The organism is Rhodococcus sp. WY5 (assembly GCF_018588185.1).
GTDB classification, from domain to species: Bacteria; Actinomycetota; Actinomycetes; order Mycobacteriales; family Mycobacteriaceae; genus Rhodococcus_F; species Rhodococcus_F qingshengii.
The window spans coordinates 1,040,628-1,056,789 of the sequence record NZ_JAAMPR010000001.1; the positions used below are offsets into that span (position 1 = coordinate 1,040,628).

15 protein-coding genes are annotated in these 16,162 nt (G+C 62.1%); 9 read left to right on the forward strand and 6 right to left on the reverse strand.

Annotated elements, in window-relative coordinates; all coding sequences use genetic code 11:
• The first annotated feature begins 113 nt into the window (after positions 1–113).
• The 4 genes from G4D79_RS04745 (at position 114) to G4D79_RS04760 (ending at position 4,221) form a co-directional block, all read left to right on the forward strand.
• Positions 114–1,316, forward strand: coding sequence for a sensor histidine kinase (locus G4D79_RS04745; RefSeq protein ID WP_007735882.1), 1,203 nt, complete (start codon positions 114–116; stop codon positions 1,314–1,316).
• Complete coding sequence (locus G4D79_RS04750) at positions 1,313–1,930, forward strand: response regulator transcription factor (RefSeq protein WP_003943536.1); 618 nt, start codon at positions 1,313–1,315, stop codon at positions 1,928–1,930. The genes G4D79_RS04745 and G4D79_RS04750 overlap by 4 nt, the downstream gene beginning before the upstream one ends.
• A 92-nt stretch (positions 1,931–2,022) precedes the next feature.
• Positions 2,023–3,261, forward strand: a complete 1,239-nt coding sequence (locus G4D79_RS04755) for an HNH endonuclease signature motif containing protein (protein ID WP_099696853.1) — start codon at positions 2,023–2,025, stop codon at positions 3,259–3,261.
• 144 nt (positions 3,262–3,405) lie between these two features.
• Positions 3,406–4,221: a siderophore-interacting protein gene (locus G4D79_RS04760; protein WP_099696854.1), complete on the forward strand. Its 816-nt coding sequence runs from the start codon at positions 3,406–3,408 to the stop codon at positions 4,219–4,221.
• A 9-nt stretch (positions 4,222–4,230) separates the two neighbouring features.
• Here the strand turns inward: G4D79_RS04760 and G4D79_RS34450 are convergent, their stop codons facing one another.
• Positions 4,231–4,635: a hypothetical protein gene (locus G4D79_RS34450; protein ID WP_231915904.1), complete on the reverse strand. Its 405-nt coding sequence runs from the start codon at positions 4,633–4,635 to the stop codon at positions 4,231–4,233.
• Positions 4,636–4,750: 115 nt separating this feature from the next.
• Here G4D79_RS34450 and G4D79_RS04770 point away from each other — a divergent pair, with 115 nt between their 5' ends.
• Positions 4,751–5,707 carry a proline dehydrogenase family protein gene (locus G4D79_RS04770; RefSeq protein ID WP_054827482.1) on the forward strand — a complete coding sequence of 319 codons (957 nt, stop codon included), beginning with the start codon at positions 4,751–4,753 and terminating at the stop codon, positions 5,705–5,707.
• Between the two features lie 61 nt (positions 5,708–5,768).
• Here the strand turns inward: G4D79_RS04770 and G4D79_RS04775 are convergent, their stop codons facing one another.
• The 3 genes from G4D79_RS04775 to G4D79_RS04785 all read right to left on the reverse strand — a co-directional run bounded on the left by G4D79_RS04775 (position 5,769) and on the right by G4D79_RS04785 (position 9,164).
• The gene (locus tag G4D79_RS04775; protein ID WP_003943564.1) at positions 5,769–6,212 is read right to left on the reverse strand and encodes an SRPBCC family protein; all 444 of its coding nucleotides are present in this window, start codon (positions 6,210–6,212) and stop codon (positions 5,769–5,771) included.
• A gap of 3 nt (positions 6,213–6,215) precedes the next feature.
• Positions 6,216–7,769 carry a succinic semialdehyde dehydrogenase gene (locus G4D79_RS04780; protein ID WP_003943578.1) on the reverse strand — a complete coding sequence of 518 codons (1,554 nt, stop codon included), beginning with the start codon at positions 7,767–7,769 and terminating at the stop codon, positions 6,216–6,218.
• A gap of 78 nt (positions 7,770–7,847) precedes the next feature.
• Positions 7,848–9,164, reverse strand: coding sequence for an MFS transporter (locus G4D79_RS04785; RefSeq protein ID WP_030536659.1), 1,317 nt, complete (start codon positions 9,162–9,164; stop codon positions 7,848–7,850).
• 71 nt (positions 9,165–9,235) lie between these two features.
• On the opposite strand from G4D79_RS04785, the gene G4D79_RS04790 reads away from it, so the two are divergent.
• Positions 9,236–10,207 (forward strand): GlxA family transcriptional regulator, encoded by a 972-nt coding sequence (locus G4D79_RS04790; RefSeq protein WP_073512951.1) that lies wholly within the window; start codon positions 9,236–9,238, stop codon positions 10,205–10,207.
• Between the two features lie 30 nt (positions 10,208–10,237).
• Complete coding sequence (locus tag G4D79_RS04795; protein WP_003943558.1) at positions 10,238–10,615, forward strand: DUF5313 family protein; 378 nt, start codon at positions 10,238–10,240, stop codon at positions 10,613–10,615.
• A 7-nt stretch (positions 10,616–10,622) separates the two neighbouring features.
• Here the strand turns inward: G4D79_RS04795 and G4D79_RS04800 are convergent, their stop codons facing one another.
• Positions 10,623–12,374, reverse strand: a complete 1,752-nt coding sequence (locus G4D79_RS04800; protein ID WP_308252586.1) for an oleate hydratase — start codon at positions 12,372–12,374, stop codon at positions 10,623–10,625.
• Positions 12,375–12,396: 22 nt separating this feature from the next.
• A complete protein-coding gene (locus tag G4D79_RS04805) occupies positions 12,397–13,275 on the reverse strand; it encodes a TetR family transcriptional regulator (RefSeq protein WP_372482283.1) in 879 nt (292 codons plus the stop codon).
• A gap of 163 nt (positions 13,276–13,438) precedes the next feature.
• Between G4D79_RS04805 and G4D79_RS04810 the strand changes: the two genes are divergently transcribed.
• Positions 13,439–14,392, forward strand: coding sequence for a cyclase family protein (locus G4D79_RS04810; RefSeq protein ID WP_003943547.1), 954 nt, complete (start codon positions 13,439–13,441; stop codon positions 14,390–14,392).
• Positions 14,389–16,038 (forward strand): class I adenylate-forming enzyme family protein, encoded by a 1,650-nt coding sequence (locus tag G4D79_RS04815; protein ID WP_099696857.1) that lies wholly within the window; start codon positions 14,389–14,391, stop codon positions 16,036–16,038. The genes G4D79_RS04810 and G4D79_RS04815 overlap by 4 nt, the downstream gene beginning before the upstream one ends.
• Positions 16,039–16,162: the final 124 nt, after the last annotated feature.

Genomic DNA, 16,162 nt, shown 5'->3' on the forward strand with positions numbered 1-16,162 from the left:
GTGAATTCCTTTCCTGTGCTTGCCTCTACGCTCTCGCGGATGCAGACTCTTTCCATCGCACCTCGGATCGACATTCCAGCGCTCGAAAGAACCATCCCGGTTTACAACTTTTGATGGATGAACGAGGCCCGAACCTCGCTAAGCTGGGCGAGATGCACCGATCTCCGCTCACGCCTGTCTTCGCCGGCCTACAACTGGGCCTGCATGTCCTTGTCATGGCGCTGGCCGGTGTGGTGTTTCTTCGAGCGCTGATCGACGAATCCGACCTGACCGCAACAATCATCGCGTTGGCCGTGATCTTTGTTGCCGTCTATCTTTTCGGGGTCGCCAAAAGGCTGCGCGGCAACGCTGCCCGCTGGTGGCTGGCCGTGCTGACCCTCGTCTGGATCGCGACGATGGCGGTATCCGCCGACGCCGCCTACCTCGCGTTCGGACTCTTCTTCCTCTATCTCCATATTCTGCGACGCCCCTGGAGTCTTCTCGCCGTCACCGCGGCAACGGCTGTCGCCGTGGTCGGCACCGGCCTGCATCGTGGATGGACGATTGCCGGCGCCGTCGGCCCGATCATCGGCGCTGCCGTAGCGGTTGCAATCGGCCTCGGATATCAAGCGCTGTACCGCGAGGCAGCCGAGCGCGGTCGTCTCATCGACGAGTTGATGAATACTCGTGAAGAATTGGCGTCGACGTCTCGCGATGCCGGAAAATTCGCGGAACGTGAAAGACTCGCCGCCGAGATTCACGACACCGTGGCCCAAGGACTTTCGAGCATCCAGATGCTCCTTCACGCTGCCGAACGCGCCGATCCGGACAGCCCGGCCATCCGTCAGATCAGCCTCGCACGGGAAACTGCCGCGGACAGTCTTGCCGAAACCCGCCAACTCATCGCCGAATTGACACCCGCGGCCTTGGACGGTCAGTCGCTCGCCGACGCGCTTCGTCGAATCTGCGAACGCGCGAGCAGTCCTGAACTGGAAGCGCGGTCCGTGGTCGAAGGCGAGGCAGTCCGGCTACCGATGCCCCTCGAAGCAACATTGGTGCGCATCGCTCAGGGCGCGGTGTCCAATGTTCTCCGCCATGCCGATGCAACCAGAATGGCTGTGACACTGACCTATTCCGACGACACCGTCAGCCTCGACGTGGTCGACAACGGTCGCGGCTTCGACGTGGCAGTTCTCGAACGTGGCCCGGCGGAATCTTTTGGCCTCAATGCAATTCGCCGGCGCGTCGAACTGCAGGGCGGGACTTTCTCCATCGAGTCCGAGCCGGGACACACGGCCGTCGCAGTGACGTTTCCTCTCGAAGTGGGCGAACCGTGATCCGCCTGCTGCTCGCCGACGATCACGCGATCGTGCGCGCCGGGTTACGAGCGCTGCTGGAAAGCGAAGCCGACATCGAGGTAGTCGGCGAAGCGGGCACCGCCGAGGAAGCCATAGCCTTCTGCGCCACCACGCCGGTCGACCTCGTGCTCATGGACCTGCGATTCGGCCCCGGGAAGACGGGCGTCGACGCCACCCGCGCGGTGTGCGCGCTGCCGAATCCGCCGCACGTACTCGTCGTGACCAACTACGACACGGATGCAGACATCTTGAGCGCTGTCGAGGCCGGGGCCAGCGGGTACCTACTCAAGGACACACCACCGGTCGAGTTGCTGTCAGCCGTCCGCGCCGCTGCGAGCGGGGACAGCGTTCTCTCCCCCGCCATCGCGTCGAAGCTCATGACTCGGGTACGCAAACCCGAAACTAGCCTCAGCCCAAGGGAAATCGAAGTTCTGAAGTTGGTGGCGGCGGGTCGCTCCAACCGAGAGATCGGCAAAGAACTGTTCCTGAGTGAGACCACGGTCAAGTCGCACCTGGTTCACATCTTCGGCAAGTTGGGAGTGAAGTCGCGGACGTCGGCGGTAGCTCGTGCGCGGGAGCTGGGTTCGATCTGACATTTGCCCGAATTGTCGAAAGTAGCTGGACAGCAGCAATTTTCGCTCACAATTCTCTTGTTTTCGAAACTTTGTTCGATTAGACTTTGGGCATGGACAGTCGGGAAGCGTGGCAGCTGGATGGCGAGGGCCTCAAGAGTGAGGTTCTCGATCTGGTGCGTGTCCGGCACGAGTTGCAGTCGCGGTTGGTGTTGCTGATCGTGGAGATGTTTTCCCGGGAGGTTCTCGGTGGGAAGGGTTTTCGGGCGATCGCGCAGTGGTTGCATGGTTCGACGAATTTGGAGATCGGTGAGTGCAGTCTGCTCGTCGGGTTGGCGCGGTTGTTGATGCTCGAACCTGTTGTCGGCGATGCGTTTCATCGCGGTGACGTGGATGCGTTGAAAGCCCGTCAGGTGGCGTCGTTTTGTCAGCATCCACCCAAGAACATGACGCCGGCGGATGTGGACAAGGCCCGCGGGATCCTGTTGGGGTTGGCGTCGAAGAACATTGCCGATTGTGATGCGGTGCGGGCGGCGATCCGGCGGATCGAGAAGCAGTACGGCAAACGCGAAGACGGCGTTCCGGTGGGTGAGGATTCCGAACGTAACGAGTTCTACGCCTCGAAAGGGTTGTACGGACGGGTGACCGTGAAGGGCGATCTGGATGCTGTGAACGGGGCCCGTCTGATCACGTTGTTGTCGAGCCTGTCTGCGCCGATACCGGAGAAGGACGGCGTGAAGGACACCCGTACTCCGGCGCTGCGGCGGGCGGACGGGTTCTGCGAACTACTGCGGCGGTACGAGCGGGCGGGGTTGGGTCCGATCGAAGGCGGGGTGAAACCGCACATCACGGTCACCGCGTCCGCGAAAGACATGACGGACCTCAAAGCCTTGAAGGACCTGTTGCCGTCCACGGAGGAGTTGGGGTTCGCGTGGGCGGATTGGGTGGGCCCGATCAGTATCGATACCGCGCGGATGTTGGCGTGCGACTGCACCGTCACCCGGATCCTCCTGGACGAGAATGGTGTTCCGCTCGACTGCGGTAAGGAAGCGAGAACGGCGACGGTTCCGCAGCGGCGGGCGTTGGTGGTTCGTGATGGTGGGTGTGCGTTTCCGGGATGCGGGACACCGTCGGGGTGGTGCGATGCCCATCATATTGTTCACTGGAACGATGGCGGCCCAACAGATCTCGACAATCTGATCTTGTTGTGCGGTCATCACCATCGGACGCTGCATCACACGGAGTGGCGGGTGGAGATCGGTCCCGACCGAAAAACAGTGTTCTACCCACCGATGTCGATCGATCCGTATCAGCAGCCGATCGGCGGGAACAGCCCACCGACAGCGGCGTGAACCGACATAACTGAAAAGGCCAGCGTGTGCACCGGGGAAGAATCATGCCCCGGGGCATACGCTGGCCTTTTCGGCTGCGCTCGATGTCCGTCTTGCGACAGCATCTGTCTCCACTTCGACACGCCGGACCCATAGGGTCGAGGCATGTCTTTCTGCGAACCCGCCCGCGTTGTCACCGTCACGTCCCTGACCCCGCACATGCGGCGAATCAGCATCGAGGCAGAAGGCAACTGGCACTGGCCGACCGGCGGACAAGGCGACGAGCGCATCGACATCGCGTTCCCGAAACCCGGTGAAACAGAAGCAGATTACGACTACTTCAACAATCCCGACTACGGCAAGGCCGATCTCGGAACCGAGCCACCGTGGCGGCACTACACCGTGCGCAAGGTGCACGACGGCGGCCGACGTCTGGACATCGACTTCGTCGTGCACCCTGGCGGTATTGCAGCGGATTGGGCCCTGCGGGCCGAACCAGGTCACCTACTAGGCGTCTTCTGGTCGGACAGTTCGCGGTCCCACTACCAAGCACCGGCGGGTCCTCGCTGGCAGCTGCTGGTCGCAGACGCCACGGGTCTCCCCGGACTGGGCAGGATTGTCGAAGAACTTCGAGAGGGCGATGTCGCACAGGCGATCATCGAGGTCGAAACCGAAGAGGATCGACAGGAATTTGTCACTCGCGGCGACGTCACGTACACGTGGCTCGTGGGGAGTGGCCTCGGAAAGGCGCCGAGCGCACTGTTCGAGGCTGTGGAGAAGGTCGAGTTTCCCGAATCCGAATCGGCCGACGTCTACGCGTGGGTGGCGTGCGAAAGCGCAACCAGCCGTCGTATTCGTAAGCATCTGAGGGAAGTTCGAGGAATAGCTCGCGACAAGCACAATGTTGTCGGGTACTGGCGAGAGGGCGCCGACGGCCACGTTTCCGGCATGAACAGCGAGGAAGTCACCGTCGGCGCCTGAGCGCCGTGATCACTCTGCCGGCAGCGTGTCGGTAGATTCTGTGTGAGCCTGCTGCGCGTCAGCCGACTTTTCCGCCAGCATCTCGAACAGTGCTCGGCGTGCCTCGGCGAGAATTGCCTCGGCCTTGGCTACCTGCTCGGCGGTCCCACCTGCGGCTACCGCGACAGCGGCACCTCGGAGTAGGCCCATCGCGGGACGGAGCGCTGCGCCGGCTTCACCGAAGTGAGGCCGACCGTGTCCGCGCTGGTCAAGTCGACCGCGCCGGCCTTCGGGGCGTCCTTCTGCTCGGTCTTCGAAGCGACCCTCGGGTCGCTCGCCCTCGAATCCTCGACGGAAACCGTGTCCACGATGCGGGCCTCGGCGGCCATGCTCGCGACGTTCTTGCATTTCTGGGTTGTTGTGTGGGGCGTACATGTTGTCCTCCTGGACTGTCTGTGTTTGTTTGACGTATCGACGATATATCGACAATAGATCGAACGCAAGGGTTCGTAGAATAATTCCCGCACCCTCGTCCGGATACGCTGAAGCCGTGAACACGGATCTACAAGCCCAGGCCGCGGACGTCCTACGCCGCCTCGCACTCGACGAATCCCTGAAAGAACGCACCATGGCGGACGCTGCGACGGCAGCACTCGCACGGAAAGTCGCCGCTCGCTACATCGGCGGCGAAACCATCGACGACGCTTTCGACCGACTCCCCTCGATCTTCGCGCGAGGACACAAGGCGAGCATCGAATACACCGGGGAAAGCGTCCGGGATCCCGAACTCGCGAACGCCGAAACCGATGTGTTCGTGGAATTGGCGGAACGGATCGGAACGTCGGGCGTAGACAGCACCGTGTCGTTCGACCTCTCGCACATCGGCTTGGTCATCGATCCGGAGCAGTGCTTTCGCAATGTCGTGCGCCTGGCCGAGACCACGGAACGCGCAGGTGCCGAGCTGATCATCTCCGCCGAAGCGTCCGACCGCACCGACCTGGTCCTCGACATGCACGCGCGACTGGCCGAGCGCTTCACTCACGTGGGGATCACCGTTCAGGCCCGGCTGCACCGCACGGCAAAGGATCTCGCCGCTCTGCTGGACCGACCCGGCCGCATCCGTCTCGTGAAGGGCGCCTTCCTCGAAGCCGAGTCCGTCGCCTACCCACGCGGTAGTGCCGAACTGCGCAGCGCGTATCTCGACTACGCAGCCCGAATCGTCGACTCGGGTCACCAGGTCTCCATCGCGACACATGACCGCGACATCCTCGAAGCACTACGTGCCGAACATGATTCGAAGCTCAGAGGCGAGCACGTCGAGTTCGAGATGCTGCTCGGCCTCGGCACCGAGCAACTGGACGCACTCCGAGGAGCGGGCTTCACCACACGCGAATACGTCATCTTCGGAACACAGTGGTGGCTGTACGTACTCAATCGCATCGCCGAAGAACCGGAGCGTGTCTACACCGCGCTCATCGACGCTGCGCTCATCAGCACTGCAAACTAGATCTCCAACAACAGAAGTGGGACCGCACTCGAATCGAGTGCAGCCCCACTTGTGTCAGTTTCTAGCTCTCCAGAAACGCCTTGATGCGCGCCAGGGTGGTTTCCATTCCGGTCTGCATCAGCTGATCTCGACCCCGACCGAGTAGGCCGCTACCCGACATCATGCGCACGTAAAGCGCAGGCGTCGCATAGATCTCACGAGTCTCGGTAAGCACAGTGCCCGTTCCCGAAGGCTCGAGCACAAAGGTCCACCGCGCTTTCGGCTCGTCCGATTCGAAGGAGAACCTCCGGCAGTCGACCACGTCGACCACCGTGCAGTGCGTGCTCCACCGAATCAGACCATGCTTGTTGGTGCCCTTGAACTTTGCACCCACAGTGCCCGGAGTTCCGGAAGTCCATGTTCCACCGGTGTTTTCAGGACTGAAGCGACCCATACCTTCGATGTCGCTGACAACCTTCCACACCGATACCGGCGTTGCCTCGATGTACGCGCTGGCGGTTTCCACCCGTTACCGGCCCGGAACCCAGGACATGATCTTGATGGCGTGAGGCATGAGCTTTGCCCACACCTTGGCCGGAAGTCCGCGCGGTCCACCGAGATTCATGACGCGAGTGGTGGCAACGGTCTGCGGTTCGGTGTACTTGATCAGCCCCTCGGCGCCGTGACGACGACCGACGCCCGAGACACCCATACCGCCCATCGGTGCTGCGGTGCTGCCCCAGGTGGGTGCGTAACCCTCGTCGACGTTGACGGTGCCGGCGTGGATGCGCGCTGCGATGGCTTCGCCGGCAGCCTTGCTTCCCGCCCACACACTGGCGTTGAGGCCGTACTCGGTGTCGTTGGCCGCAGCGATGGCCTCTTCGACGTCCTTGACGGGGTAAATCGAGACGAGCGGCCCGAAGGTCTCGTCGCGGTAGCACTCGGCGTCTTCGGGAACCCCGGTGAGCAGGGTGGGCTCGTAGAACAGCGGTCCGATGTCCGGCCGAGCCTTGCCACCGGCAATGACGGTGGCGCCCTTGACCACTGCGTCATCGACATGAGCGGAGATTGCCTTGACCTGCGCCTCGGAGACGAGGCTGCCCATCTCGATTCCGAATTCGTATCCGGCGGCGAGGTTCATCTTCTTGACGCGGTCACCGAACATGCGGATGAACTCGGGTGCGATGGACTCTTCGACGTAGATGCGCTCGATGGAGATGCACAGCTGACCGGAGTTGGAGAAGCACGCACGCACAGCGGCGTCGGTGACCTCGCGCAGGTCTGCGCCGGCGGCAACGATCATCGGGTTCTTGCCACCGAGTTCGGCGGAGAAGCCGATCAGTCGACGGCCGGCCTGCTCGGCGAGGAGCTGACCGGTCGCGGTGGAACCGGTGAACATGAGGTAATCGGTGTTCTCGACCAGGGCGGTGCCGACGACGGAGCCCGGCCCGGGAACCACGGCGAAGAGGTCGCGAGGCAGACCCGCCTTGTAGAGCAGTTCGACGCAGGCGAGCGCGCAGTACGGTGTCTGGCTGTCCGGCTTGAGGACAACGGCGTTACCGGCGAGCAGCGCGGCGATGGCGTCGGACACGGCCAGCGTCATCGGGTAGTTCCACGGCGAGATGACGCCGACGACACCCTTGGGCTGGTAGCGGACGACGGTCTTCGTCAGGCCCGGGAGCATGCCGGAGACGCGACGCGGACGCAGCAGCTTCGGAGCCACACGTGCGTAGTGCCGCGACGTCATCGAGATGTCGAGGACTTCTTCCTGAGCTGCGGTACGCGACTTTCCGGTCTCGGCCTGAGCCATGTCCATGAGGGCGTCGCGGTTCTCGAGGATGAGATCGCGGTAGCGGTGGAAGACGGCGGCGCGATCGAGGACGGAGCGCTTGGCCCATTCCTTCTGGGCGACGCGGGCACGGGCGATGGCCGCAAGTGCGTCGTCGGCGGTGCCGACGGGGATGGTCGCCAGCTCCTTGCCGGTGAACACCTCGGTGATGGACTTCGTCGGGCGATCGGCAACATTGTCGATGGCGATCAGATCGGCGAGCCGCGAGAAGGTCGCAGCGGACGGAGCTGGCATTTCAGTACCCCTACTGGTGAGTAGTTCTTGGAGTTACACACAACTTACCCCGTCGGTGGTACCGATCACAGTGCCGAATCAGACAGAGTCAACCAATACTGCCTCTTTCGGACGTTTTGCGATCAACAACGACATGACTGCAGCGATCGCGCAGAGCGCGCCGGCCACCAAGAATGCAGCGTCGTACGAGCCGATCTGATCACGAACGAGGCCGGCCAAGAATGCCACCAGACCCGCGCCGATCTGATGAGATGCCAGCACCCAACCGAACACGATGGGAGCGTCGGCGCCGAAGTGTTGACGGCACAGCGCGACGGTCGGCGGAACCGTCGCCACCCAATCGAGCCCGTAGAAGATGACAAACGCGATCATCGGCGGATTCACGGTGTTGGCGAGCAGCAGCGGCAGGAAGAGCAGCGAGATTCCGCGGAACAGGTAGTAGATGCCGAGAAGTTTTCGCGAGTCCATGCGGTCGGTGAACCAACCCGAAGCGATGGTGCCGACCATGTCGAGGATTCCGATCAACGCCAACAGTGACGCGGCCGTGGTGATCGGCATTCCGTGATCGTGCGACGCCGGGACGAAGTGCGTGCCGATCAGGCCGTTGGTGCTCGCGCCACAGATCGCGAAGGTACCGGCGAGAAGCCAGAACACCTTGGTCTTCGACGCCATCACCAGCACCGAGATCGCCCGGCCTCCGGCGCCGCCGCGCTGGTAGACAGGCTTGGCGGGTGGGGCGTAATCGGCGGGCGCTCCGTAAGGCGTCGTACCCACGTCTGACGGATAGTTACGCAGGAACAGCAGAACGAACGGCACAACGGCCAGTGCGGCAAACGAAACTGTGAAGGCGACGCTCTTCCAGTCGTACGTTTCGGCGATCTTCGCCAGGACCGGAAGGAACACCAGCTGACCGGCAGCACCACCGGCCGTCAGGATGCCGGTCACGAGACCACGCTTCTCGACGAACCAGCGATCGACGACCGTGGCGACAAACGCCAGCGCCATCGAACCGGTACCGAGACCGACGAAGACACCCCACAGCAGAATGAGCTGCCAACTCGAGGTCATGAAGATGGTGAGACCACTGCCGAGCGAGATGAGCGCCAACGCCGAGGTGACGACCGCCCGGATACCGAACCTCTCCATCAAGGCAGCAGCGAACGGCGAGGTCAACCCGTACAGAATCAGGTTGACCGAGACGGCCGCCGAGATGCTGGCGCGCGACCACCCGAAATCCTCGTGCAGCGGATCGATCAGCACCGATGGGGCAGCGCGGAAGCTCGCCGCACCGACCAACGCCAGGAACGCCACGATCGCGACGGACCAGGCGCGGTGAAAGCGCGGCGGGCTCACCTGCTGTTGGCCTGATTCGGGGAGAGCGGTCTCAGAAGTCACAGAGAGAATTCTGCAGTTCGGATTCGATCGAGAACAGTGGCCAGATTGCCAATATATGAAAGAATCAAGCCATGTCTGGTCCGCATCGCGTCGTCGTACTGGCTCTGAATGGAGTCATCCCCTTCGAACTCGGCATCCCGGCGCGCATCTTCGGACGTGCCCTCGACGTCGAGGATCGGCCGCTGTACGAGATCCTGACGTGCACCGTCGACGGCAATCCCGTGCAGACCGACGCAGACTTCAGCATCTCGGTCGACCACGGGAGCGAGTTGCTCGCCACCGCCGACACCGTCGTCATACCCGCGTCGTACGAGTTGGGTCCGGCCTACGAAGACGGCTACCTCTCCCCCGAGTTGGCCGCAGCTTTCCAACACATCCGGCCGGGCACTCGGCTGGTCTCGATCTGCACCGGGTCGTACATCCTCGCCGCGGCGGGTTTGCTCGACGGACTCCGCGCCACGACGCACTGGCGTAACACCGACCATTTCCAGCGTGTCTATCCCAAGGTGAACGTGGATCCGGACGTGCTGTTCGTCGACGAAGGCCACATCCTGACCTCGGCCGGGGTGGCGTCGGGAGTCGACCTCTGCCTGCATATCGTCAGGCGTGACCACGGCATGGAAGTGGCGAACACCGTCGCGAGGCGTTGCGTCGTACCGCCGTGGCGCGACGGTGGCCAAGCTCAGTACATCCGACGCCCCCTGGCCGACAAGCCTTCGGAATCGACTGCCGACGCTCGGCACTGGGCCCTCGAACATCTCGACGACCCGATCACCCTGGCGGACCTGGCGACGCGCGCCAACATGAGCGTCCGCACGTTCAGCCGTCGATTCCGCGACGAAGTCGGAACCACACCGAACCGCTGGTTGACCAGCAGACGTGTCGATCGGGCGCGGGAACTACTGGAGGAATCCGATCTGTCGATCGATGCGATTGCTACTCGAACCGGCTTCGGGACTGCGACATCCATGCGTCAACACATGAACGAGGCGCTCGGCGTTTCACCGAGCGCCTACCGACGCACGTTCAAGGCACCGGTGTAAGCGGCAGTACCAGGCACTATCCTGGATGCCATGGCCGAACAGACTCGCCCGAACTTTCCTCAGTACTGCGGATACCTCCTGGGGAAGACGCTCCCCGACCGGTACCAGGACTGGGTGCGGAACGATCTGGTCGGACCGGGTGCCCAGGCCCGCTACATCATCCGCTTCACCGTGCCGGCGACGCTGATCCTTCTGCTGTTCCTCTTGATTCCGGGACCGATCTGGATTCCCTTGGCCATGATGGCCTTGTTGCTCATCCCGCTCGCGTACTTCGTCGTGGCGCTCGGGACCATCTACCGCCGTCACCGCCTGCTGAGCCACGGACTCGATCCCGAACTGCTCGACGAGAAGGCCCAGCGCCGTGCCGATCGCACTCGCGAGGACTACGAGAAGCGGCACGGTCGCTGAGCACCCCTCAGCGGAACATCGTCACTGCGGCCTTGGCGAGGACCTTCGGATCCTTCTCGTAGTGATGCATCTTGGTGAGCTTGTCTTCCGGAATCCCCAGGAACTTGTAGACGGCTACCTGAGCGCAGCGCACCGAGTACTGCTCGGTGAACACCATGTCGAACGGCAGCTCCGCGAACTGACTGATGAACGCCAGGTTCTTGGAGTGCTTCGGCACCACCAGCGGCCGGTCGCCGACGGCGCGCCGATTGAACAGCGCACTGGCGTAAGGCATATGGCTGGGTATCGAATTCACGACGCTGTCCATAATCTCTTGTCGACGCGCGGCGAGCGCACCGCTCTCGTCGAGCGCCTCGAGGTGTCCGAGCGTCTCTTCCAGCATTTCCCGCCCGGTCATCTCGATGAACGGCTTCTTCACGTAGTCGCCGTCCTTGCGCGGGAACAGACAGTAACCCCAGAAGACTCCTTCGTTCTCCTTCTGCGCGTGGTAGTGCGGCTGATGGTGGACCACGATCGAGAGAAGCACGTTCGAGTCCACGAATGTGTTGAGCGCATTTCCGGGGAGCTGCTTGGTGATTCGGGAAATCTCGTTGATGAGCTCGTGTGACGAAGTGGTGACGGTGAAGCTGGTCCACTCACTCTGCGCCCGGTCCCCGAAGAACTTGTCGGGATTCCCGAGATCGTAGAAATGCTCGGTGGCCTGCTTCCACAGCAGCGCACTCGGTGCGTATCTCATGTCTTCGACGATCGGCGTGTCGAGATCGCCGATCGAAGAACTGTCGGTGATGCTGCCGTTGGTGTCGAAGACGAGATCGCCCTCCGCCACGTCGATTCTGCCCTTCTCACCGGTGCGGACGTTTTCGTAATCGAGTCCCGTCACGATGATTTCGTCTCGCAGCGGGGTGTCCTTGAACACGAACTCCGTGATCTTCAGTTCGTTGACGAACTTCACGCCCTTGCCTTCGAGGAAGGCCCGCATCGGCAAGATGATGCTCTCGTACTGGTTGTACGGGGATCTGGTGACACCGGCAAGAGTTTGAATGCGACTGAACTCGAGAATCATTCGGTTCATGTACCGGCGCAGCTCCATCGCCGAACTCACCCGCTTGAAAGCAAATGTGGTCTCCCACATGTACCAGAAGTTGGTGGTGAAGAAGTGCGGAGTGTCCTCGAACCACTGCTCGATACTGATGTCGTCGAGTTTTGCCTCGTCCGACTCCGGCATCGTCATCAGCTTCGTCAACAAGTACCGATCCTTGTTGTCGAATTGCATGTGCTTGTAGTCGTTTTCACCCTTGTTGCGAATACCGTCGCGATCGATCAATCGTGCGACGTCGTGCGTCGGATGTGCGTGGTCGAAATCGAGAATGTCATCCGTCACCGATTTTCCCGGGTTGTCCAGCGACGGAACCACACTCAGCACGTCCCAGAGGTTCTCATAGGTCTCCTCGTTGAGCATGCGACCGCCACGATTGATGAAACCCGCGTCGTTACCGAGTTCGCGATGGCCGTACTGGTGCTGAAACGTAGCGGCAGATTCGCCGTCGTTCGCTCCGTGCATGTCCAGGCCCATGATGGTGATGTCCTCACCGTTCCACTCACCGTCTCGAATCAGATAGACGGCAGCCGAGAGGTTTCCGATGCCGGCACCGATCATGTAGGCCTTGTGAGACAGATTGGAAGACATTGGGTTTCGTTCCTTACTCGAGTCGCGGTACGGATACCTTCCAAGCATGGACCCCTTTGCCCGCAGGCGCATCACCCGAACCGGATGACGTCCGTCACGGTCGCTGAAGGCGCACCAGATCCAGTGCAAAACGCGCGTAGTCGCGTGCAATTTCCTCGGGCGTTTGTGGTCCGCTCGGCCGATACCATTGCGCGACAGAGACACACATCACGACGATTGCACGCGCGGCCTGTCTCGGCCGATCCGTCCCGAACACACCGGCGGCGATTCCGTCGTCGACCTGCTTCGTCATCAACCATTGCTGGTAGTTGCGTGATTCCGTGATGCGCAACCTGTTCTCGGCTGTGAGACTGCGCATTTCGCTGGCGCCGAGGAATCCTTGATCACGCCGATAGATATGGAACAAGGTCACACATTCGACGAGGAAAGCCAGCCTTTCGGAGGGACTTTCGCCCTCGTCGATTGCCGCCAACGATCGCGTGTTGAGTTCATCCATGGTGAGGTCGAGAATTTCGGCCAACATCTGCTGCTTGCTGGAATAGTGGTGGTACAGACCTGGAACACTCATCTGCGCACGTTTGGCGATCTCACGCATCGCAGCACCGTGATATCCGGTCTTCACCATCTCCGCGAGCGCGGCCGCCAACACCGGATCGAACGAACTCGGGCCGAACCTTCGCCACTCGTTCGGGCGAAAATGTGCGTTCGGGTCGGCGTCGTCGCCTCCCCATCGTGGCTGTTCTGGCGGACGCACTATCGCAGCCGGGAGCAGAGCGTCGAAACGCACTCCGAGAATCCCGCCGATTGCCGCCAACCTGTCGACGCTGACTCTGGTCTTTCCGGTCTCGACGGCGCTGAGGGTAGCTGCGCTGACGCCGAGACGCCTGGCCAATTCGCGCAGCGAGAGCCCACGGTGACGCCGGGCTTGCCGGATCGACGCTCCGATCAGGACGGCATTCTCGAATTCGGTCACAGTGTTCAGTATTCCCGAACATTGGATTTCCAACAATGCGATGACCACGGCAATCGGTGAACCTGTTGACTACTGATTATCGGCCTGAACATGATGTGGATCACAAAGACCCAGGTCCGCCCGAGCGATCGTTCGGTGTCGGTAGCGAGAGGATCGAATCACCATGACCGAGGCGCCATATCTTGGAGAACTCCTGCGCGACGCACCCAGCAACTGGGGCAAGTGGGGAGAGTCCGACGAGGTCGGTTCACTGAACTACCTCGACGCCGGACAGGTGCTTCGTGGCGTCGGAACCATCAAGCAGGGTTCCGTGTTCACGCTTCAACGGCTCATCGGCGACCCCAAGGGTGATCCGGTGTGGCCGGGACGCAGCCCTGCCGAGCGCACACAGATCTTCGACGAGAGCAGCTGGGACGGCGACGACGCCCCCAACTTCCCCGGCGGCCTGCATTACGCGGACGACAAGATCGACGCGTTCCTGCAGGGTTCGACGCAGTACGACGCGCTCGGCCACGTCTGGTACGACGGCGCGCTGTGGAACGGATACTCCGCTGACACCACTGTCGGCGGCCTGGAGAAGGCCAGCGTCGAACCGATTGCCGACCGTGGCGTCGTCGGACGCGCAGTACTTCTCGACATGGCAAAGTTCCGCGGCAAGGAAAACCTCGACAAGGCCGAAACCTTCACGCACCATGATCTTTTGGCCTGTGCCGAAGCGCAGGGGGTCACCATCGAGAAGCGTGACATCCTCGTCATCCGCACCAACTTCCTCAAGCTGTTCTTCGACCAGGGCGAAGCCTTCTACGAGGGCTTCTGCGAGCCCGGCCTGATCTACAGCCCCGAACTCGTCCAGTGGTTCCAGGACATGGAGATCCCCAACCTTGTCACTGACACCATTGCCAACGAGGTCACCACCGACCCCGAAAACGGTGTGGCACTGGTTCTCCACAACGCATTGATGCGCAACCTCGGAGTGGTGTTCACCGAGATCTGCGATCTGGAGAAGCTGGCCGCGGACTGCGCGTCCGACGGCCAGTACACGTTCCTGTACGTCGCCGCACCGCTCAAGGTTGCCAAGGCCAGCGGCTCTCCCGTGAATCCGGTTGCCATCAAATGACATACGAAGATCGCCCTTGGTTGGCGTTGTACCGCAACGACGTTCCCCCCGACATCGACGTCGAACAGCCCACAACGCTCGAAATGTTGGCAGCGGCGGTCCGCTCTGATCCGGACGCCACGGCTGTGAAGTACTTCGACGGTCAACTCAGTTTCGCCGAACTGGATCAGCAGAGTGACGCCCTGGCCCGCGCACTACGAGCAGGTGGTCTGACGAAGGGAGACCGTGTCGCACTCTTCCTGCAGAACGTTCCGCAATTCGTGCTCGCCCTCGCCGGAATCTGGAAAGCCGGCGGCGTCGCAGTCTCGATCAATCCCATGAGCCGTGAACGAGAACTGGGATACCAACTCGAAGATTCCGGAGCAGCGGTTCTGATCGCTCTCGAGGGGCTCTACGAGTCCGTCGGCCGCAATGTCGTCTCCGACTCGCCGGTCAGGCGAGTCATCACCACCTCGGAACTCGAGTACCAAAGCCGCAACGATCCGAGGATTTTCGACGGAATCGTCAAGAAGGATCTCGGTACCGACGATCTCGCGACGCTGATCGACCAGCATCGTCTCGGCGATCCGATCACTACCGACGCTGCACCGGAAGACATTGCGGTACTGACCTATACGTCGGGAACCACAGGTCCGCCGAAGGGAGCGATGACCTCTCACGCGAACATGACCTTCAACGCCCAGGTCTACCGTGACTGGCTGGGGCTCACCCCGAAAGACACGGTTCTCGGGGTCGCACCGCTCTTCCACATCACGGGGTTGATCGGTCACATCGGGGTGTCCGTCCTGGCGAGAATGCCGCTGGTGCTGGCCTATCGCTTCCAGCCCGAGGTGATGCTCGACGCGATTCGTGAGCACCGCCCGACATTCACAGTCGGCGCCATCACTGCGTTCACCGCGCTGCTCAACACTCCGGGTTGCGCGCCGGAAGACTTCACCTCCATGCGGTTGCTGTATTCCGGCGGCGCACCCATCTCGCCGACAGCCGCCGAGGCAGTCCGCGCCATGACCGGTGCTGCGCTGCACAACATCTACGGGCTGACCGAGACCACGTCGCCCACTCACGCCGTTCCCGTCGGGGCAGATACCCCCGTCGACCCCACGTCCGGGGCACTGTCCGTCGGCGTTCCAGTACCCAACACCGTGGTCCGCATCGAAGACGAGGGCGGTGCGGTCCTGCCGATCGGAGAGATCGGCGAACTGGTCGTCCGAGGTCCACAGGTGGTGCGCGGTTACTGGAACAAGCCGGAGGAGAGTGCGTCGGCCATTCGCGACGGGTGGTTCCACACCGGCGACGTGGGGTTCATGGACGAAGCCGGCTGGTTCTACGTCGTCGACCGTAAGAAGGACATGATCATCGCGTCCGGCTACAAGGTGTGGCCACGCGAAGTCGAGGACGTTCTTGCCGAACATCCCGCGGTCCGCGAGGCGGCTGTCGTCGGGATCGCCGACGAATACCGCGGTGAGACGGTGAAGGCGTTCGTCAGCCTCGTCGCGGGGGCGTCGGTGACGCCGGAAGATCTGATCGATCACTGCAAGCAGCGGATGGCGGCGTACAAGTACCCACGCTCCGTGGTGCTGGTGGAGGAACTGCCCAAGACCGTCACCGGCAAGATACTGCGACGGGAACTGCGCACGACCTCCTGATCACAGGGCAGCGGGCGGACTTCGCGGTCCGCCTGCTGTCTGATCGCGCACAGTTTCCGGTCGGCCGCGCCATTGGGGTAATGGAACAGTAATATGTGCTGAGTACCCACGGACAAACGGGAGA

What these genes read in the sequence shown, in the direction of transcription:
- G4D79_RS04800 (WP_308252586.1), bottom strand. Translation starts at nt 12,374, where the DNA reads ATGCGCCTGCGGGCAAAGGGGTCCATGCTTGGAAGGTATCCGTACCGC.
- G4D79_RS04745 (WP_007735882.1), top strand. Translation starts at nt 114, where the DNA reads ATGGATGAACGAGGCCCGAACCTCGCTAAGCTGGGCGAGATGCACCGA.
- G4D79_RS04755 (WP_099696853.1), top strand. Translation starts at nt 2,023, where the DNA reads ATGGACAGTCGGGAAGCGTGGCAGCTGGATGGCGAGGGCCTCAAGAGT.
- G4D79_RS34450 (WP_231915904.1), bottom strand. Translation starts at nt 4,635, where the DNA reads ATGTACGCCCCACACAACAACCCAGAAATGCAAGAACGTCGCGAGCAT.
- G4D79_RS04810 (WP_003943547.1), top strand. Translation starts at nt 13,439, where the DNA reads ATGACCGAGGCGCCATATCTTGGAGAACTCCTGCGCGACGCACCCAGC.
- G4D79_RS04795 (WP_003943558.1), top strand. Translation starts at nt 10,238, where the DNA reads ATGGCCGAACAGACTCGCCCGAACTTTCCTCAGTACTGCGGATACCTC.
- G4D79_RS04790 (WP_073512951.1), top strand. Translation starts at nt 9,236, where the DNA reads ATGTCTGGTCCGCATCGCGTCGTCGTACTGGCTCTGAATGGAGTCATC.
- G4D79_RS04815 (WP_099696857.1), top strand. Translation starts at nt 14,389, where the DNA reads ATGACATACGAAGATCGCCCTTGGTTGGCGTTGTACCGCAACGACGTT.
- G4D79_RS04780 (WP_003943578.1), bottom strand. Translation starts at nt 7,769, where the DNA reads ATGCCAGCTCCGTCCGCTGCGACCTTCTCGCGGCTCGCCGATCTGATC.
- G4D79_RS04760 (WP_099696854.1), top strand. Translation starts at nt 3,406, where the DNA reads ATGTCTTTCTGCGAACCCGCCCGCGTTGTCACCGTCACGTCCCTGACC.